16 protein-coding genes and 5 tRNA genes are annotated in these 17,433 nt (G+C 63.4%); 12 read left to right on the top strand and 9 right to left on the bottom strand.

The features are described 5' to 3' along the window. Positions 1 to 21 precede the first annotated feature (21 nt). Together hxpB and BN1136_RS04765 are read left to right on the top strand one after the other, a co-directional pair. On the top strand, positions 22 to 681 hold the full coding sequence (gene hxpB / locus BN1136_RS04770) for a hexitol phosphatase HxpB (RefSeq protein ID WP_043760759.1): 660 nt from the start codon (positions 22 to 24) through the stop codon (positions 679 to 681). A gap of 163 nt (positions 682 to 844) precedes the next feature. After that, a complete protein-coding gene (locus BN1136_RS04765; protein WP_005301298.1) occupies positions 845 to 1,048 on the top strand; it encodes a CPXCG motif-containing cysteine-rich protein in 204 nt (67 codons plus the stop codon). A 94-nt stretch (positions 1,049 to 1,142) separates the two neighbouring features. On the opposite strand, the gene BN1136_RS04760 is transcribed toward BN1136_RS04765, so the two are convergent. Then, complete coding sequence (locus BN1136_RS04760) at positions 1,143 to 1,754, bottom strand: riboflavin synthase (RefSeq protein WP_043760761.1); 612 nt, start codon at positions 1,752 to 1,754, stop codon at positions 1,143 to 1,145. 135 nt (positions 1,755 to 1,889) lie between these two features. Here BN1136_RS04760 and BN1136_RS04755 point away from each other — a divergent pair, with 135 nt between their 5' ends. From BN1136_RS04755 to BN1136_RS04725, 7 genes are all read left to right on the top strand, one after another. Beyond that, complete coding sequence (locus BN1136_RS04755) at positions 1,890 to 2,096, top strand: YaeP family protein (protein ID WP_043760763.1); 207 nt, start codon at positions 1,890 to 1,892, stop codon at positions 2,094 to 2,096. 152 nt (positions 2,097 to 2,248) lie between these two features. After that, positions 2,249 to 3,628: an MATE family efflux transporter gene (locus BN1136_RS04750; protein ID WP_043760879.1), complete on the top strand. Its 1,380-nt coding sequence runs from the start codon at positions 2,249 to 2,251 to the stop codon at positions 3,626 to 3,628. Positions 3,629 to 3,810: 182 nt separating this feature from the next. Then, positions 3,811 to 3,887: transfer RNA gene (locus BN1136_RS04745), tRNA-Val, on the top strand. An 11-nt stretch (positions 3,888 to 3,898) separates the two neighbouring features. After that, a tRNA-Val gene (locus tag BN1136_RS04740) sits at positions 3,899 to 3,975 on the top strand. A gap of 17 nt (positions 3,976 to 3,992) precedes the next feature. After that, positions 3,993 to 4,069: transfer RNA gene (locus BN1136_RS04735), tRNA-Val, on the top strand. A gap of 37 nt (positions 4,070 to 4,106) precedes the next feature. Next, positions 4,107 to 4,183: transfer RNA gene (locus tag BN1136_RS04730), tRNA-Val, on the top strand. A 39-nt stretch (positions 4,184 to 4,222) separates the two neighbouring features. Then, positions 4,223 to 4,299, top strand: a tRNA-Val gene (locus BN1136_RS04725). A 133-nt stretch (positions 4,300 to 4,432) separates the two neighbouring features. Here the strand turns inward: BN1136_RS04725 and BN1136_RS04720 are convergent. Beyond that, entirely contained in the window at positions 4,433 to 6,847 is a 2,415-nt protein-coding gene (locus BN1136_RS04720; protein WP_043760766.1) for a DNA polymerase II, read from the bottom strand. 230 nt (positions 6,848 to 7,077) lie between these two features. Between BN1136_RS04720 and BN1136_RS04715 the strand changes: the two genes are divergently transcribed. Beyond that, the gene (locus tag BN1136_RS04715) at positions 7,078 to 7,956 is read left to right on the top strand and encodes a pirin family protein (protein ID WP_043760769.1); all 879 of its coding nucleotides are present in this window, start codon (positions 7,078 to 7,080) and stop codon (positions 7,954 to 7,956) included. Between the two features lie 278 nt (positions 7,957 to 8,234). After that, the gene (locus BN1136_RS04710; RefSeq protein ID WP_043760773.1) at positions 8,235 to 8,543 is read left to right on the top strand and encodes a hypothetical protein; all 309 of its coding nucleotides are present in this window, start codon (positions 8,235 to 8,237) and stop codon (positions 8,541 to 8,543) included. A 151-nt stretch (positions 8,544 to 8,694) separates the two neighbouring features. Here BN1136_RS04710 and BN1136_RS04705 read toward each other — a convergent pair whose 3' ends face one another. The 4 genes from BN1136_RS04705 to BN1136_RS04690 all read right to left on the bottom strand — a co-directional run bounded on the left by BN1136_RS04705 (position 8,695) and on the right by BN1136_RS04690 (position 13,018). Next, positions 8,695 to 9,555 (bottom strand): PA4780 family RIO1-like protein kinase, encoded by an 861-nt coding sequence (locus tag BN1136_RS04705; RefSeq protein WP_043760776.1) that lies wholly within the window; start codon positions 9,553 to 9,555, stop codon positions 8,695 to 8,697. Between the two features lie 135 nt (positions 9,556 to 9,690). Next, positions 9,691 to 10,686 (bottom strand): LpxL/LpxP family acyltransferase, encoded by a 996-nt coding sequence (locus tag BN1136_RS04700; protein WP_043760779.1) that lies wholly within the window; start codon positions 10,684 to 10,686, stop codon positions 9,691 to 9,693. Between the two features lie 141 nt (positions 10,687 to 10,827). Then, complete coding sequence (locus BN1136_RS04695; RefSeq protein ID WP_043760782.1) at positions 10,828 to 11,817, bottom strand: lipid A biosynthesis (KDO)2-(lauroyl)-lipid IVA acyltransferase; 990 nt, start codon at positions 11,815 to 11,817, stop codon at positions 10,828 to 10,830. Positions 11,818 to 12,037: 220 nt separating this feature from the next. After that, a complete protein-coding gene (locus BN1136_RS04690) occupies positions 12,038 to 13,018 on the bottom strand; it encodes a TDT family transporter (protein WP_043760785.1) in 981 nt (326 codons plus the stop codon). 104 nt (positions 13,019 to 13,122) lie between these two features. Here BN1136_RS04690 and BN1136_RS04685 point away from each other — a divergent pair, with 104 nt between their 5' ends. Beyond that, positions 13,123 to 14,007, top strand: a complete 885-nt coding sequence (locus BN1136_RS04685) for a LysR substrate-binding domain-containing protein (RefSeq protein ID WP_043808134.1) — start codon at positions 13,123 to 13,125, stop codon at positions 14,005 to 14,007. A gap of 81 nt (positions 14,008 to 14,088) precedes the next feature. On the opposite strand, the gene BN1136_RS04680 is transcribed toward BN1136_RS04685, so the two are convergent. The 3 genes from BN1136_RS04680 to BN1136_RS04670 form a co-directional block, all read right to left on the bottom strand. Further along, positions 14,089 to 15,072, bottom strand: coding sequence for a Gfo/Idh/MocA family protein (locus BN1136_RS04680; RefSeq protein WP_043760789.1), 984 nt, complete (start codon positions 15,070 to 15,072; stop codon positions 14,089 to 14,091). A 61-nt stretch (positions 15,073 to 15,133) separates the two neighbouring features. After that, a complete protein-coding gene (gene nfo, locus BN1136_RS04675) occupies positions 15,134 to 15,991 on the bottom strand; it encodes a deoxyribonuclease IV (protein WP_043760792.1) in 858 nt (285 codons plus the stop codon). Between the two features lie 225 nt (positions 15,992 to 16,216). Then, on the bottom strand, positions 16,217 to 17,257 hold the full coding sequence (locus BN1136_RS04670; RefSeq protein WP_081843744.1) for a sensor domain-containing diguanylate cyclase: 1,041 nt from the start codon (positions 17,255 to 17,257) through the stop codon (positions 16,217 to 16,219). Positions 17,258 to 17,433: the final 176 nt, after the last annotated feature.

Below are 17,433 nucleotides of genomic sequence, written 5' to 3'. Positions count from 1 at the left end.
CACCTCTGTCAGGAGTACAAGATGTTAGCTGCCGTGATCTTCGATATGGATGGCGTTCTGATCGACTCGGAACCCTTTTGGCAACGGGCCCAGATGGCCGTGTTCTCCGAGTTGGGTCACCCCCACACGGAAGAGGACTGCAACTCCACCATAGGGGTGCGCATCGATCAGCTGGTGGCCCACTGGTATCGACTGCGCCCCTGGAGTGGTCCCAGCCAGGACGAGGTGGTACAGCGCATCCTGGATCAGGTGATCACCCTCATTCTGGCGGAAGGCGAGCCCAAGGCCGGCGTACTGGAGGCCCTCGACCTTATCGAGGCGCAGGGCCTCAAGATCGGGCTTGCCACCTCCTCCCCCTTCGCCATGGTGGACGCCGTCCTCGGCAAGCTGGGCATCCAGGATCGCTTCATGGCGGTGCACTCCGCCGAGGTGGAGCGCTTTGGCAAGCCCCACCCGGATGTCTACATCCACGCCGCCGAGAAGCTGGGGGTGGACCCGGTGCACTGTCTCGCCATCGAGGACAGCTTCACCGGGCTGCTGGCCGCCAAGGCCGCCTCCATGACGGCGCTGATCGTGCCAGACCCGGCGCTGGTCGACGATCCCCGCCTGGCCATCGCCAACCACGAGCTGCGCTCCCTTGCCGAGCTGGACGCCGAGATGCTGGCAAGCTGGGTCGGGTGAGCCCCAAAACGGTACCCTGGTGCCTGAGCCGTCGACCTCATCCGTGGGTGACCTCGCCTCTCCCTTGATCAGGGTCATAAACGTGCGCTTGCTCGCGGTCAAGGCCACGCGACCCAACTAGAATCAGGGGAGAAAGGCGGCCCAAGGGCCCGAGGAGGTCACCATGATCGAGTACACCAGCAAGCGCATCGTCTGCCCCCACTGCGGCCATCACACCCGGGTCGAGCTGGATGCCAGCCAGGGGGATCAGGAGTTCTACGAGGATTGCATGGCCTGCTGCAACCCCATCCACCTGCGGCTGCACAGGGACGAAGCCCGTGACTGCCTGCAACTCTTCGTGGATGCCGACGACGAGCAGATGTTTTGAGTCACCCTATCGCGGGATGGAGAAAGACAAAGCGGGACCCGATGGGTCCCGCTCTCCTGTGCGCAACAACAGCCTCGGCGGCCGTGTCCGGCGCTTATTGGCGTGCCGCCAGCACCCGCTCCACCGTGTCGACGATGGCCTGGGTCTGGGGATCGATCTCGATGTTGGTCTGCCAGCCGGCCTTGACCCAGCCGAGGTTGGTGCGGGCCAGGGTTTCGGGGATCAGGTTGACGCAGAACTCGCTGCCACGCACCTCACCCACGGTCAGGCTGATGCCGTCGATGCCGATATACCCCTTGGTCAGCACGTATTTCATGAGCTCGGGTGCGAGGCGATACCACACCTGGCGGTTGTTGGGGGTGTCGATGACCGAGGTCACCTGCGCCGTGCCCATGATGTGGCCGGACATGGCGTGACCACCGATCTCGTCACCAAAGCGGGCAGCCCGCTCTACATTGACCTTGTCCCCGACCACCAGCTCCCCGAGGTTGGTGAGGCGCAGTGTCTCCTGCATCAGATCGAAGCTGACCAGATCCCCCTCCACCCGGGTGACGGTGAGGCAACAGCCGTTGTGGGCCACGGAGGCCCCGAGCGCCAGCCCCTCGCCCCAGGCCGGACTCGGCATGCGGATCACATGGGTGCGAAAGTTGGGTTTCGCCTCGATGGCCACCAGTTCGGCGGTCCCCTGTACTATGCCGGTGAACATGTGTCTCTCCACGCTGTGACAAATTTGTCGGCAGGTTACCCCTCGCCACCGTGCAAGACAAGGCTGCCGGCTGACAAGGACGAGCGCGCTCGCTATAGTGACCCCATTCAATCCAGGCTTAACGAGGAAATAAAAATGCAGGTATATCAATGCTGTGAAGCCATTCGCATCGCCTACAACCAGATTGGCTCCGGCGAGCAGGGCTATGTGCCCCATGCCATCGCCGCCACCATCCGGGCGCTCAACGCCGTGGCCTCCGACGAGCGGGTACCGGCGGATCTACGCGAACAGGCCGCCTATGCCGCGGCCAACCTGCTGATCAGCGATCACGAGGACGCCTGATCACCGGGTCAAACTGTGCCGCCGACCTTCCCCGTTGGCGGTTTTTCAGGCTAGAATGACACCCCCACATTTTGTCTCCTCAGGACGAGGAGGCAAAAGCCCATCTCTCTTACCCGCTCTTTCTCTTTTATCTGATCCACTCGGAGGTGTCAGTGCAACGTTATTGGTCCGAGGCGAGGCAGCTTATTCGTCTAGCCAGCCCCATACTGGTAGCCCAGGTGGCCCAGATCGCCATGAACTTCGTCGATACCGTGATGGCGGGACAGGTGAGCGCCGTGGATCTGGCCGCCGTGTCGGTGGCTTCCAGCTTCTGGCTGCCGGTCATCCTGCTGGTGCAGGGCATCATCATGGCCCTCACTCCCATCGTCTCCCAGCTCAACGGCGCCCGCAAACAAGACGAGGTGCGCCCCGCCGTGCACCAGGGCTTCTGGCTGGCGCTGATGGTGACCCCCATCGCCATGGTGGCGCTCTACTTCAGCCCCCTGGCGCTGCAGTTCATGGACGTGGACCCCGTGATGGCAGAGAAGACCGCCGGCTACCTGCACGCCATCCTGTGGGGGCTGCCCGCCTTCGTGCTGTTCCAGGTGCTGCGCAACTTCAGCGAGGGACTCTCCCACACCATGCCGACCATGGTGATCGGCTTCGTCGGCCTCGCGGTCAACATCCCCGCGAACTACATCTTCATCCACGGCCACTTCGGCATGCCGAAACTCGGCGGGGTCGGCTGCGGCGTGGCCACCGCCATCGTGCTCTGGGCCATGCTGCTGGCGATGATCCTCTATGTGAAGTTCTCGTCCCACTTCCAGAAGATCAACCTCTTCGCCCACCTTGCGCGCCCCAACGGCAGCCGGATCTGGCGCCTGTTCCGCTTAGGGTTTCCCATCGCCATGGCCATCTTCTGCGAGGTGACCCTGTTTACCGTGGTCGCCCTGATGCTGGCGCCCTTTGGCGCGGAGACGGTGGCGAGCCACCAGATAGCACTCAACTTCTCCAGCCTGGTCTTTATGCTGCCGCTGTCCATTGGTGTCGGCGTGACCATCCGGGTCGGTCACAACATAGGGGAAGGCCAGCCGGATCAGGCCAGGGTCGCCGCCCGCACCGGCCTGATGCTGGGTATGGGGGTGGCCGCTGCCACCGCCGCCCTCACCGTGCTGCTGCGCGAGCCCATCGCGGGGATCTACACCGACGACATGCAGGTAATCGGCCTGGCCGCCACCCTGCTCTTCTTCGCCGCCATCTACCAGATCTCCGATTCGGTGCAGGTGGTCGCGGCGGCGGCCCTTCGCGGCTACAAGGACACCCAGGCCATCTTCTACGTCACCATCGTCGCCTACTGGGGCATGGGACTGCCCACCGGCATGATCCTGGGACTGACCGACTGGGTGGTGCCGCGCATGGGGCCCCAGGGCTTCTGGGTCGGCTTCATCGTCGGGTTGACCAGTGCCGCCCTGATGCTGGGAGCGCGGCTTCGCGTCATCTATGGCCGCTTCGCGAGCCCCGCGGCCTGCACCGCCCTTTGCCGGGCGCAATAGCGGGGAAAGTGACCCTGCCCGGTGGCAAGCTCGCCTGTAAAATCAACAGGCTGCGCAAGAACTGGGCAAACAGTCTCCTTTGTGCGTGTCCCTTGTTGACAGCCCTGGGGGCCATGGGTAGTATGCCGACCACGCCAGCAATGCTGGCGGGATAAAACGGGTTTTAATCCGGTTTATGAAGTGGGTTTATAGCTCAGTTGGTTAGAGCACTACCTTGACATGGTAGGGGTCGTTGGTTCGAATCCAATTAAACCCACCACTTTTCGTGATGCGTCCTTAGCTCAGCTGGTTAGAGCACCACCTTGACATGGTGGGGGTCGGTGGTTCGAATCCACTAGGACGCACCATCACGAAACCCTGTTATGCGTCCTTAGCTCAGCTGGTTAGAGCATCACCTTGACATGGTGGGGGTCGGTGGTTCGAATCCACTAGGACGCACCATAACAGTTTGAATAAATTGCAGATGTGAATTTGATGTGGGTTTATAGCTCAGTTGGTTAGAGCACTACCTTGACATGGTAGGGGTCGTTGGTTCGAATCCAATTAAACCCACCACTTCATTGCAACGAAGCACAAAGTCGCCTTGCGCACCCTGCGTCCTTAGCTCAGCTGGTTAGAGCATCACCTTGACATGGTGGGGGTCGGTGGTTCGAATCCACTAGGACGCACCATTTTATGAAAAGCCCGCTCTTTGAGCGGGCTTTTTGCATTGCCCCCTTCCCCACGGCGAGTCCCGTATTTCATCAAGAGGCACCATGGCGGCAAAGGTGGCCGGCCACTGGCCAGCCTGTTTCCCCCCGGCCGTCAGAAGAGATCCAGCTGCTGACCGCAGATCCGCTCGAACGACTCGCCGATAAAGGGCAGGATGGCATCCGCAATCGGCTTTAACTGCTTGTCGATGTAGTGCTCGTAGTCGATGGCGCTGCGCCTGTATTCCAGCGGTTCCGGTCCGTTCAGGGTAACCAGGTAGGCGATGGTGCCCCTGTGCTGGTAGCGCTGGGGTTGGCCGCGGCGCAGGTTCTCCTCGTCGGCCAGGCGCGCCGCCCGCACATGGGGCGGCACGTTCTTCTGGTACTCCTCGAGCTTCTGGCGCAGCCGCTTGCGATAGACCAGCAGATCGTCGTGCCGGCCGGCCCGGGTCTCGTCCACCATGGTGCGCACATAGCCGCTGGGATCCTGGTCGTGAAACACCATCTCGTAGAGCCGGGTCTGGAACGCCTTGGCAAGGGGCGTCCAGTCGGTGCGCACCGATTCCAGCCCCTTGAACACCAGATGTTCTTCCTCCCCTCGTCCCTCTTCCTGTTTTCCAACCAGGCCGGCGTAGCGCTTCTTGCTCCCCTTCTCCAGCCCGCGAATGGTGGGCATCAGGAAGCGGCGATAGTGGGTCTCGTACTGGATCTCGAGATGGCTCGGCAAGTCGAACTCCCGCCTGATCAATGCCGCCCAGTTGTCGTTGATCATCCTCGCGAGATGCTGGCCAATCTCGTCCGCCTGCTCTGGGCTGGTATCTCCCGCCAGGTGCACGAAGGTGGAATCGGTGTCGCCATAGATCACCTCATACCCCTCCCCCTCTATCCACTCCCGGGTCTGCTGCATGATGCCGTGACCGCGCAAGGTGATGGAGGAGGCGAGGCGCGGATCGTAGAAGCGGCAGCCCCCCGAGCCCAGCACCCCATAGAAGGAGTTCATGATGATCTTGATGGCCTGGGAGAGCGCCTTGTTGCCGGCGGCCTTGGCCCTGTCCCGCGCCGCCCAGAGGGTCGCGATGAGATCCGGCAGGAAGTGGCGGGTGCGGGAGAACAGGGCGCCGCGAAACCCCGGAATGGCGTGCGCGGGATCCTGCAACCCCTCCACCAGCCCCATGGGATCGATGCAGAAGGTGCGGATGATGCTGGGATACAGACTCTTGAAGTCGAGCACCAGCACGTGGCGATAAAGCCCCGGCTTGGAGTCCATCACATAGCCACCCGGGCTCGCGAGACCCCCGTCGGCAGGCAGGTTGGGGGCCACGTAGCCGCCGCGATGGAGCCGTGGCAGATAGAGGTTGGTGAAGGCCGCCACCGAGCCCCCTACCCGGTCGAGCTCGAGGCCGGTGAGGGAGGCCCGCTCGATGGCAAAGGGGATGAGGTGGCAGAAATCGAAGATCTCCCACACCAGCTTGCAGTCTTCCAGGTTGTAGCGAGCCAGCGCCTCCTTGTCGGAGTGGAACAGCTCGGTGATCTTCTCCCCCCGGTTCGCCACGTCCTCGATATCCTTGCCACGCCCGAGCAGTTCGCTCGCCACCGCATCCAGGCTGTAGCTCGGGAACTGCCAGGTGGCGCTTTTCAGGGTGTCGATGCCGTCCAGCACCATGCGCCCGGGGATGATGACGTTGCCAGTCTGGGGATCGCCACGGGAGGATCGCCAGAAGCAGAGCTCGCGCCCCCGCCCGAGCCGCAGCCGCCGTTTGTAGAGCTCGGCACGGCGCAGCAGCAGGCGAAAGTCGAAGTTGACCACGTTCCAGCCGATGACGAGATCGGGATCGTGCCGCTGGAACCAGCTCTCCAGAGCCCCCAGCAGGGCGTTCTCATCCGCCACCCACTCGACCCGGGTGCCCCAGCTGTCGCTGTCCGCCTCCGGGGCACCAATCATGATGACCCGCGCATCCTCGGGGCTGTAGAGCCCCACCGAGAAGAGGGCCCCGTCCATGGCGCACTCCACGTCCAGGGATACCCAGGAGAGGGTCGGTGTCACGGTTTGGGGGGCGCAGCGCGCCTCGCTCACCTCCCAGTAACCCTGCCTGCCTCCCTTGCGCCTCGCCTTGCCGCCAAAGCGCACCCCGGCAGTGATGAAGCGCTCCATCAGGAAACGCTCCGGCAGCCGGATGTCCGCCTCGAAGTGCTCCAGACCACGGATGAGCAGCAGCTCGATGGCGCGGTGGAAGGCGCTCAGGGTGGCAAAGTAGCAGCCCACCACCTTGCAGCCCTCGAAGGTGTGCATGGGCAGGCGGCGAAAACGCCCCCTCACTCCGGCCCCCTTGAAGAGCTCGGCCGCCTCCTCCAGATGGCGCTCCGGCAGGAAGAAGACCGGCTCCTGCCCAGGCACCACCAGCCGCACCGGCCCCTGCTCGCTCCAGAGCCACATCACGATTTCGGTGCGGCCGTGTACGTCCCGGCCATGACGGGTCAGGATGAAGCCATCGGCGGGTGGAGTCACGGAGGGGGGCTGGATCTCGGTCATGCAGGCTGTCGGGCTCAAGGCTGGAATGGGACTATTGTACGTTCATACAGTGCCTTGCCGCAATTGCCCGGCCAGGAGGCCTTCGCCTGCCATCCGGCGCGGGATTGGTGCATAGTAGCCTTGTGGTCAGCTCATCGCCGCCTGTGCTGCACCGTCGCCAATCAGAAGCGTTGCGGCGATGGACCGCCAGAGCGGCTATCTTCTTCCTTTCCCCACACAAGGAGCACCCCATGACACATGAGTGGCAACGCATTTCCTCCCGCCTCACCGACGTGGGCGGCATCCCGGTTGCCCGGGCCATCCCGGTCAAGGAGCGGCGCACCATAGGGCCCTGGTGCTTTCTCGACCATATCGGACCGACCCGCTTCGCACCCGGCGCCCCGGGGCTCGACGTGGGCCCCCACCCCCATATCGCCCTGCAGACCTTCACCTGGATGCTGGAGGGGGAGATCCTGCACCGGGACAGCCTTGGCAGCGAACAGGTGATCCGCCCCGGCCAGGTCAACCTGATGACTGCCGGGCGCGGCATCGCCCATACCGAGGAGTCCCTCCCGAACCAGCCCGATCTGCATGCCGCCCAGCTCTGGATAGCGCTGCCGGAGGAGGATCAGCATACCAGCCCCCGCTTCGACCACTACCCCAGGCTCCCCCGCTGGCAGGAGGGGGAGATCACCCTGACCCTGCTCATCGGCGAGCACGGGGGATATAGCGCGCCCACCCTGCACTTCTCCCCCATCCTGGGACTGGATCTGCACGCCCCCGCTGGGGGACGGCTCACCCTGACCCTGAACCCCGCCTTCGAGCACGGTCTCTTCCCGCTGCAAGGGCAAGCGAGCATCGCAGGGGACGCGCTCGAGCCGGAACAGCTGCTCTATCTGCCGCCGGGCAACCGGGAGGTGGCGGTCGAGCTCAGCCCGGGTGCCCGCCTGCTGCTCATCGGAGGCGAGCCCCTGACCCAGCCGCTGCAGATCTGGTGGAACTTCGTGAGCTTCGACCGTGAGGCCATTCGCACCGCCGCCGCCGACTGGGAGCGCGGCGATCCGCGCTTTGGCGAGGTGCAGGGCTATGCCGGCCTCCGCCTCCAGGCGCCGCCCCTGGCCGGGATCTAGTCCCCGCCGCTGAAAAGCAAAAGAGCGCCCATGGCGCTCTTTTGACTCAATGGAGGTGCCCCTCAGCCCTCGCTCGTGCCGTGGGGCCTGGTGATGCGCCGCTTCCCGGCATCCAGCCCACGACATTCCTCTCACCGGGCGACAAACCTGAGCGAGGCCGACTGGCCGCCACGGCCTCTCTCGACTGAGGGCAGCCAGCAGGCTCTGCTGCACCATTGGCACAAGCGGGTCAAACAGGGCAGACTACGGGCTCTTTTGATGACCACCCAGGACTGTCTATGGATTTCTCTCCCCTCTATCACGCCGGCGCGGCGCTCTCTATCCAGGCGCTGATCGGATACCGTCTTGGGCACTGGGGATACGGCGGCCTCGTGGGGTGCATCTGGTTTATCGCACGGGAGCAGACGCAGGCAGAATACCGCTGGATAGCCCTGCTGGGAGAGGGGCGACGGATCAACATGCCCTGGTGGGGCGGATTCGATCCCAGGGTCTGGGATCTCGGGAGCATTCTGGATTTCATGGTGCCGATGGCCTTGTGCACCCTGGTGTTCGTGGTGGCACGGCGCCCTTGTCGGCAAGTTTGCTGATCCACCTCGTTAACCGGGCCGGGCACAGCGCCAACCAGAAGAGGGGCCCTGACGGCCCCTCTTCTGGTTCTGTGCTCAATACCCTTGCGGCGCCAAGATGGCCGGCCCTCTCATACGGAAGGCCTGAGGCAAGGGACGCCTCAGACTCGCATCAGAACCCTTCCTCCTGCTCCGCCTGCTGCCTGGCCCGCCGAGCCATGGCCTCGGCCTGGGCGCTCTCTATCTCGTGCAGCACCCCGTCCAGATCGACGGCCTCCCGGCTCTCCTCGAACAGGCCGGTGAGCTCGGTCTCGGGGCCCAGCTTGCCATCTTCGAACAGGGCCCACATCTCCCTGGCGTAGCGGGTCTTGAGCAGCTCGGGCGCATACATGCCGTAATAGTTGCGCATGTTGTTGACGTCCCGCTCCAGCATGGCCTTCGCCTGGTTGTTGGCGGCGGCATCCACCACCTGGGGCAGGTCAATGATGACCGGGCCCTGTGCGTCCACCAGCACGTTGAACTCCGAGAGGTCACCGTGGATGAGGCCGGCGCAGAGCATGCGCACCACGTAGCGGATCACCTTGCCATGGTCGATGAGCGCCTGCTCCCGGGTGAGCGCCACGTCGTTGAGACGGGGAGCCACGTTGCCGTCTGCATCGGTCACCAGCTCCATCAGCAGCACGCCATCCAGACAGACATGGGGTCTGGGCACCCGCACGCCGGCGGCGGCCAGCTTGAACAGGGCATCCACCTCGGTGTTCTGCCACACCTCCTCGTGCTGCTGGCGACCGTACTTGGAGCCCTTCTCCATAGCCCGGGCGTTGCGACTGTTGCGCACCCGGCGTCCCTCCTGGTAGACCACCGCCTGCTTGAAGCTGCGCTTGGAGGCCTCCTTGTAGACCTTGGCGCAGCGGATCTCGTCCCCGCAGCGTACCACGTAGACGTCGGCCTCCTTGCCGCTCATCAACCGGCTGATGACCTCGTCCACCAGGCCGTCATCAACCAGAGGCTGGATTCGATTCGGAATTTTCATTAACGCCCTGTCACCCTCTTCACGGCATAGTTGCCTCTGTTTGTCCCCTGACCGCCATGGTCATCTCTGCAACCGGAGCATGCGGTGCCAGCGCCATCAGGTCAATAAAAACGGCCCGCAGACGGGCCGTGTCGATCAAGGCTCGGGGGGCAACCCCTGGCGGATGCGGCGGATCCCCTCCTCGTAGAGACCATCTTTCCCCAGGTTATCCTCCTGGGTCTCGAAGATCTTGAGAAACCACATGTACTGCTCGGGGAAGCGGGTCAGTTGCAGCTCCACCATGCGGTTCATGAGGTTGACGTCCGCCTCCAGGTCCGCCGTGGGATAGGGATCGAACGGCGGTTCAATCTCCATCCGGTAGCAGCCCTCGTCCTCGTCATAGCAGGCGAGGATCGGCACGGCCCGGGCACCGGTCAGCTTCACCAGCTTGGGCAGGGCCGGCAGGGTCGCCTTGGGGTGGCCGAAGAAGGGCACGAAGACGCTCGCCTCGCGGCCATGATCCTGATCCGGCAAGTAGAAGAAGCTGTCGCCACCGCGCAGGGCCTTGATGGCGGGCTTGATGCCGACGCTGCGCTCGTACACCCTGCCCCCCTTGCTGCGCTCGCGGTTGATGTACCAGTCGAACACCAGATCCTTGGGGCTCTTCATCATGGTGCACAGGGGCACCCCCTCGTCGGTGATGAAGCGGCCTATCATGTCCACCGCCCAGGTGTGGGGCACCACGAAGATCATGGGACGACCGGCTGCGCGCTCGGCCTCCACATGTTCCCAGCCGCGCACCTTGATGCGCCCCTTGAGGAAGGCGGGGCTTCGCCAGGTCAGCTCGCCAAACCCCATGAAGGTCTTGAGACCGACCCGGATCGATTTCAGCAGCAGGGCCTGACGACCCGCCTCATCGAGCTCGGGAAAACAGATCCTGAGGTTGGTATCGGCAATGTAGGCCTGCTTTCTGGAGAACCGCAGCAGGGTGGGCGCCAGGGCGTTGGCCAGTTTGTCCCGGACTCTAGCCGGGATCCAGGCCAGCAGGGAGAGCAGGGCTATCGCCAGCCAGCTGCCCCACAGACGGGGGTGCAGCAGGCGAAGATGAAAGGAGGTGTCAAACACCGGGTCTTGTGCGGACATGGTCGCCATCGAATCATCGAAACAGACCGTTATTTTAGTGATCCTGACATTTTTTTCTACCCTGCCCTGCGTCGGGCCCTGACGCCAAGTCACTGATCAGACTAGTTAGAAACAAAAAGTGGCCCGCATGGGACCACCTTTGAAGGGCGCTCAGGGGTGAGGAGCCAGGCCCCGGCGAATGCGCCGGATCCCCTCTTCGTAGAGGCCATCCTCCCCCACCTGGTCCTCCCGGGTGTCGAAGATCTTGAGGAACCACATGTACTGGCCGGGGTGTCGGCGCAGCTGGCGCTCCACGCTGTCGTTCATGCGGCAGGTGTCCGCCAGCAGATCCTCGCTCGGGTAATCGGCGTAGGGGGCCTCTATCTCCAGCCGGTAGCCGTGCGCCGCCTCGTCGTAGCAGGCCAGCACCGGCAGCGCCCGGGCGCCGGTCAGCTTCACCAGCCGTGGCAGGGCCGGCAACGTCGCTTTGGGGTGGTTGAAGAAGGGGGCGAACAGGCTCGCCTCGCGGCCGTGATCCTGATCCGGCAGATAGAAGAAGCTCAGGCCCGACTTCACGGCCTTGATCACCGGCTTGATGCCGGCGCTGCGCTCGTAGACGCGGCAGCCGTGCCGGGCCCGTGCGCCATTGATGTGCCAGTCGAACACCGGGTTGCGGGCGCTCTTCATCATGGTGCACATGGGCAGGCCCCGCTGGGCGAAGTAGTAGCCTGCCGCGTCGATGGGCCAGCTGTGGGGCACCACCAGGATCACCGGCCGACCGGCGGCCTGCTCCGCCTCGATATGTTCCCAGCCACTGACCTGGATCCGCCCCATCACGTGGGCGGGACTGCGCCAGGTGAATTCGCCAAAGCCCAGCAGGCTCTTGAGGCCGACCCGGATGGAGGTCATCAGAATCGCCTCCCGCTCGGCCTCGCTCTTGTCCTTGAAGCAGATGGCGAGGTTGGTCCTGGCGATGTAGATCTGCTTCTTCGAGATGGCGCACACCAGGGGGGCCAGGGCATCGGCCAGACGATCCCGCCAGCGCGGAGGCACGAAGGCGAGCACACCGATGGCGCCGAGGGCGAGCCAGCTCAGCCAGTAACGGGGATGCAACAGGCGGGTCTGGAAACGGGCGTCAAAAACGGGATCAGATGAGGACATGAAAATTGGGCAATAGATAGAGGTGGGATAATTGCGGCCATCCTGACAGGTATTACCAGTTAACGCCAACTGAATGTCACCTGTATGGACAAGTATTTAAGCGGGATCACGGATTGACAGCCGGCTCATTTACCCCATCTGTCTTCCCCTCCCCGCCCCTGTGTGTGGCATGCGACGAACCCCGCAAGGCGGGGTCCGTAACAGAGGCAAGGGCGTGGCATCAGCGGCGTGCGGGCACCTCCAGCACACCGGTCTGACCCTGGGGCAGGAAGAACATCAGGTAGCGCAGCGACACGTAACCCACCACCAGGGTCGCCACTCCCAGTTCCAGATAGGCCAGCTGATGGAGCTGCCAGGCGTAGTCGGCAGCCTCTGGCCACTGCGACAGCAGCTGACTCACCTTGAACAGGGCGGTGGCGCCGATCACCAGCGGGAAGGTGAAGGCGGCATAACCCGGTGAAAAAGGCAGGCGCAGCAACTTGATGAAGGCCAGGTAGATGATGCCGGTCATCAGCACCGCAATCCCGAGCAGCACGGCCACCAGCAGCAGCGACGGATCCGGACTCACGGTCAGGTAACCGGCCAGAGAGAGGCTGGCAGGGGCCGCCAGGATGGCAATGGTCGGCTTGGCGGCGTCCGGCACTTCGTGGCTGAAGATGAGGCGATAGAGCATCAGCGGCAGCATCAGGCCGTAGCAGGCCATGCCAAACCAGAGCAGGCCCTGTGCCAGGGCGGCGAAGGGGCCACCCGGGTAGGCGACGTCGGCGACGATGATCCCCACCGGCGGCACGAACCAGCTCGGCACCATGTGGTGAATTTCAAACGCCCTGGCCCTGTGCCAGACGAAGGTGGCGAGAAATGCCAGGTGGATGATCACGGCGAACAGCCAGAGCCCCTGGCCCAGGGTCGGAGCCAGCAGACCGACCGCCTTGGAAACCACCATGGTGCCCATGGCATAGGTGGGCACCACGCTGCCGACCACGGGGTGGGCGAGATCCTGCCACAGCAGGCGCGGGTGCAGCAGGAACTTGAAGGTAAGGATCAGCAGCAGGACGGTGGCGATGGCGGCCCCCAGCAACTGCAGGCGGCCATCGAACTGGCCGGCATTTTCCCAGGCCCAGCCAAGGCTGGCGATCCCGAGTGCCAGCCCGGCCATGGGGGTCGGGGCCTGGCCCAGAGAACGACGGGTGCGTGCGATCATCTCGGATACCCTCTTGTTTGGTGACGATGACCATAGGATAAAGAGGGCTTGTCGTTTACGATATCTAAATGAATTGAATTACACGTTTAGGAAAACCAAACAACATGAAGCTCACTCTCCAGCAACTCAAGGTGTTCGCCACCATCGCCCGCCACGGCAACCTGGGGCAAGCGGCCAACGAGCTCTGTCTCAGCAAGGGGGCCGTCTCCCAGGCGTTGCAGGAGCTGGAGCGCCAGCTCGGTACCCCGCTGTTCGATCGGGTGCACCCCAGGCTCCAGCTCAACAGCGAGGGGCGGCTGCTGCAACCGGCCGCCGAGGAGATGCTGGCCCGGATGCAGGAGATTGAGCTGCTGTTCAGCCCGGATGCCGAACCCAGCGGCCAGTTGCGCCTGGGGGCCAGCCAGACCATAGGCAACTACCTGCTGCCCAGCCTGCTGGCAGGGGGCGCCGGGGATCAGGGCGTCCCCCCCAGGGTCACCATCGCCAACACCCACGTGCTGTGCCACGCCCTGGCCCATTTCGAGCTGGATCTGGCGCTCATCGAGGGGGAAAACCACCACCCGGAGCTGGTGAGCGAGCCCTGGCTCGAAGACGAGATGCTGATCATCGCCCCGCCCCACCATCCCCTGGCCGACCAGGCTGATCTGCCACTTCAGCGCCTCGCCGACGAGACCTGGGTGCTGCGCGAGCACCAGTCAGGCAGCCGCGAACAGTTCGAGCAACAGATCCAGCCCCGGCTGCCGCGCTGGCGAGCGGGGATCGAGCTCAACACCCTGGAGGCGGTGATGCTGGCGGTGGAGAAGGGGCTCGGCATCTCCTTCGTCTCCCGCCTCGCAGTTTCCGATCGGCTGCAGCAAGGCCGTCTGGTGGCCCTCACCCCGAACCGCCGCTTCCCCCGCCAGCTCTCCCTCGCCTGGCACAGACAGAAGTTTCACTCTGCGGCCCTGCGCCGCTTCCTCGCCTTCTGCCGCGCCCAGTCCCTCCCCTGATCCCCGATGGCAGAGACAAAAAAGAGAGGGCGCCGGTGCGCCCTCTCTTTTTGCGTTGTAATGCCGGCCAGGTGCCTGACTTCACCCCTTCTCCTTGAGCCCGGCCTCGACCCAGCCCAGCACCCGCCGCGTCAGGGCGTGGGGCAGCCAGGGGGAGTCCAGCAGCCGGTGGCGCAGGCAGTCGGCGAAGTGATCCGCCTCATGCTGCATGCCGCCCCCCTCCACCGGCAGGTAGATGTCTGCCGGCCAGGCGGCCGGCGCCTTCTCCCCCTGCCAGCGAATGTGCTGGGGATTCCACCACTTGCCCTCGATGAGCAGGGACCAGCCTTCCCCCTCCAGCCAGGCATCTCGGTCGAGATCCTCGGTGATGGAGGCGCCAAGCTCCGCCTGGAAGGGGGTGTCGAAGGTGAAGCGGGCCGTCAAGTCCACCTCTCCCGGGGCCCGCACCAGGGTGACCTCGGGGATGCCACAGGTCAGCCCAAGCCGCTCGCAGAAGGCGGCATAGAGCCAGAGCGGATAGACCCCCACATCCCAGGCGGCGCCACCATCCAGTGCCGTATCGAACAACTTGCCGACCGGTGGCTGGGCCGAACCGAAGGCCGCGCAAAGACGGCGGGGCGCCGGCAGCAGCGGCAGGCGTTGCAGCAGGGCGCGCATGGCGGGGAAGCACATCACCTTCATGGCTTCCAGCAGCAAGAGGCCGCGTTCATGGGCAAGTGCCACCAGGGCATCCCACTCCACCACCCGGGTCACCGCCGGCTTCTCCACCAGCACGTGCTTGCCCGCCAGCAGCATCTGCCTGATCAGGGGGGCATGCTCGGGGTGGATCACCGCCACATAGACGGCCTCCACCTCGTGGCTCTCGGCCAGTGCCTGATAGCTGCCATAGGCAAGGGGCAGCCCCAGTTCATGGGCGAACTCGTCGGCCCGCTGCTGATCCCGGGCGGCGATCGCCACCACCTCAGCGCTCCTGGCGTGCAAGTTGACGTCGCGGCAAAAACGCCGGGCGATGGCCCCCGCTCCGGCAATTCCCCAACGCAGCGGCGCCCTTCCCTCTTCCTGCATCTTGCCTCCTTACTCCTCTGTGGATGGACGTCGACCCCGGCCTGGCTACCGCAACAAGACGTCAGGCAATGGCCTGGGCGCCCTGCAGACTGCGCAGCCAGCTTATCTCCTCTCCCCAGATAGTTTCGTCTATGGTTTCGAGGATCAGCGGGATACCGTTGAAACGGTCGTCGTTCATGATGTGGTGGAACACCGCCTCTCCAAGATTGCCCTCCCGCAGGCTGTGGTGGCGATCGACCCGGCTACCGAAGGTACACTTGGCGCCGTTGATATGCATCCCCTTCAGGTAGTCAAAGCCCACGATGCGGTCGAAGTCCTCGAACACGGCGGCGCAGGATGCCGGGGTGCGCAGATCATAGCCGGCGGCGAAGGCGTGGCAGGTGTCGAAGCAGACGCCGACCCGGCTCTTGTCCTCCACCCCCTCGATCAGGGTGGCCAGGTGCTCGAACGACCAGCCGAGGTTGGTGCCCTGGCCGGCGGTGTTCTCGATCACCGCCGTCACCCCTTCGCTGCGCTCCAGCGCCCAGTTGATGGACTCGCTCACCAGCTTGAGGCTCGCGGCCTCGGGGATCTGCTTCAGGTGGCTGCCGGGGTGAAAGTTGAGGTAGCAGAGCCCGAGCTGCTCGCAGCGCTTCATCTCGTCCAGGAAGGCATCCCGGGACTTGGCCAGAGCGTCGGGATCCGGGTGACCCAGGTTGATGAGGTAGCTGTCGTGGGGCAGGATCTGCTCGGGGCGAAAGCCTCCCTTCTCGCAGGCCAGCTTGAAGGCGCGAATGCTGGCCTCTGACAACGGTGCCGCCTGCCACTGGCGCTGGTTCTTGGTAAACAGGGCGAAGGCGTTGGCCCCGATAGCCTGGGCACGGGCGATGGTGTTCTCCACCCCGCCGGCCGCACTGACGTGGGCTCCGATAAATTTCATCTCATCTCCTCTGCGCTGTTGCCTTGTGCCCTCCTCGCATATCGCAAGGCCAGGGCATCCGTATTGGGGCGCCATTATGCCCAAGCCACTCCCCTGCGCCAAACCGGGATTGTCGATGGCCGCCATAGAAAAGGCGCCCGCAGGCGCCCTGATGACAATCGATGTGGCGATCTCGCACGCCCGGGATGGAGCGCCCGGGACTGTGTTCCCGGGCGTCAGGCCTGGCTAGAGATGGCACTCCACCCTGTTGCGGCCATTTCGCTTCGCGGCATAGAGTGCGCTGTCGGCACGCTTGAGAATGGCGCTGAGATCCGAGTCCTGATGAGACAGGGAAGAAAAGCCGATACTGGCCGTCAGTTTGATGATTTCTCCGCCGTACTCGATGACCTGGGATTCGATGACAGCACGAATATTGTCGAAGATGGCCAGATTATTATCGGGGTGACTGCCCGTGACGATAATGGCAAATTCTTCCCCGCCAATACGGGCAAACATATCCTCTGACCGCATATTTCTTTTGACGACACTGGCGACCTCTTTGAGGGCATGATCCCCCGCATCGTGACCATATTTGTCGTTCAGACTCTTGAAGTGATCCAGATCCAGTATCCCGACGGCGAGCGGTATATCCGTCAATCGGGACAATATCAACCTGCGCTCCCCCTCGTTCATGAAGGCGCGACGATTGGCAGTATCCGTGAGGTAATCGGTGGATGCCTGATGCTCCATCTCCGTCACCTGAAGGTGCAGCTGGATATTGAGGGCCAGCCAGTTTGCCAGGCACTGCAATATGATCGCGTCCTCGACGGTGTAATGGGCCTTCTCATGGTGCGCGACATTCAGGGTACCGATGCATCTGGTTCCCTGGATCATGGGGGCATCCATGCAGCACCCCATGCCGTGCCGGGACAGGATGACACAGTCCTGATCGCTGGATGCCGTCAAGTCATCACAGATCGCCAGCATGCCGGAAGAGAATACCCTTCCCACCATGGTGCCCTCCACCGTGACCAGGGATTCCATGGGAATGGCGTTGTTGCCCATCACGGCATAGAGCCGCAATGAGGTCTCGCTCTCCTTGATGGTGATGCTGGCTCTCTCGGCCGAGAAAATATGGAAAATCCAATTGGCCATCACATTCAACACATCTTGAAGGGATGCAGCCTGAGTCAGATCCTGAATAAAGGAAACCGGAACAGTGATCTTTTTGCCAGGGCCAACTTTAGACAAAAAATGAGGATCAAATATTCTGTCGTTATGATGCATGTCTACCTCACACTGCTTTTTTATTACTGTTTCACTTCGCCCTGTTCCGCAGCAACCAAGCGTTCGGGAGTCCCCCCAGCGCTCCCGGTCAGAGTATAACAACTATGTGTGATCTGAAATGTTTGTTATTAAGAAGCACTGTTGAGTGGGCGAACAATAACCAAATATAAACAAGA

It is taken from the genome of Aeromonas taiwanensis, from assembly GCF_000820165.1.
Classification (GTDB): domain Bacteria; phylum Pseudomonadota; class Gammaproteobacteria; order Enterobacterales; family Aeromonadaceae; genus Aeromonas; species Aeromonas taiwanensis.
Note: the sequence above shows the minus strand (reverse complement) of the source record. Positions and strands in the feature narration are given on the sequence as shown.

Excerpts from the sequence above, each read along its gene's own strand:
- hxpB (WP_043760759.1), top strand. The coding sequence starts at position 22 with ATGTTAGCTGCCGTGATCTTCGATATGGATGGCGTTCTGATCGACTCG.
- BN1136_RS04765 (WP_005301298.1), top strand. The coding sequence starts at position 845 with ATGATCGAGTACACCAGCAAGCGCATCGTCTGCCCCCACTGCGGCCAT.
- BN1136_RS04760 (WP_043760761.1), bottom strand. The coding sequence starts at position 1,754 with ATGTTCACCGGCATAGTACAGGGGACCGCCGAACTGGTGGCCATCGAG.
- BN1136_RS04755 (WP_043760763.1), top strand. The coding sequence starts at position 1,890 with ATGCAGGTATATCAATGCTGTGAAGCCATTCGCATCGCCTACAACCAG.
- BN1136_RS04720 (WP_043760766.1), bottom strand. The coding sequence starts at position 6,847 with ATGACCGAGATCCAGCCCCCCTCCGTGACTCCACCCGCCGATGGCTTC.
- BN1136_RS04715 (WP_043760769.1), top strand. The coding sequence starts at position 7,078 with ATGACACATGAGTGGCAACGCATTTCCTCCCGCCTCACCGACGTGGGC.
- BN1136_RS04710 (WP_043760773.1), top strand. The coding sequence starts at position 8,235 with ATGGATTTCTCTCCCCTCTATCACGCCGGCGCGGCGCTCTCTATCCAG.
- BN1136_RS04705 (WP_043760776.1), bottom strand. The coding sequence starts at position 9,555 with ATGAAAATTCCGAATCGAATCCAGCCTCTGGTTGATGACGGCCTGGTG.
- BN1136_RS04700 (WP_043760779.1), bottom strand. The coding sequence starts at position 10,686 with ATGGCGACCATGTCCGCACAAGACCCGGTGTTTGACACCTCCTTTCAT.
- BN1136_RS04695 (WP_043760782.1), bottom strand. The coding sequence starts at position 11,817 with ATGTCCTCATCTGATCCCGTTTTTGACGCCCGTTTCCAGACCCGCCTG.
- BN1136_RS04690 (WP_043760785.1), bottom strand. The coding sequence starts at position 13,018 with ATGATCGCACGCACCCGTCGTTCTCTGGGCCAGGCCCCGACCCCCATG.
- BN1136_RS04685 (WP_043808134.1), top strand. The coding sequence starts at position 13,123 with ATGAAGCTCACTCTCCAGCAACTCAAGGTGTTCGCCACCATCGCCCGC.
- BN1136_RS04680 (WP_043760789.1), bottom strand. The coding sequence starts at position 15,072 with ATGCAGGAAGAGGGAAGGGCGCCGCTGCGTTGGGGAATTGCCGGAGCG.
- nfo (WP_043760792.1), bottom strand. The coding sequence starts at position 15,991 with ATGAAATTTATCGGAGCCCACGTCAGTGCGGCCGGCGGGGTGGAGAAC.
- BN1136_RS04670 (WP_081843744.1), bottom strand. The coding sequence starts at position 17,257 with ATGCATCATAACGACAGAATATTTGATCCTCATTTTTTGTCTAAAGTT.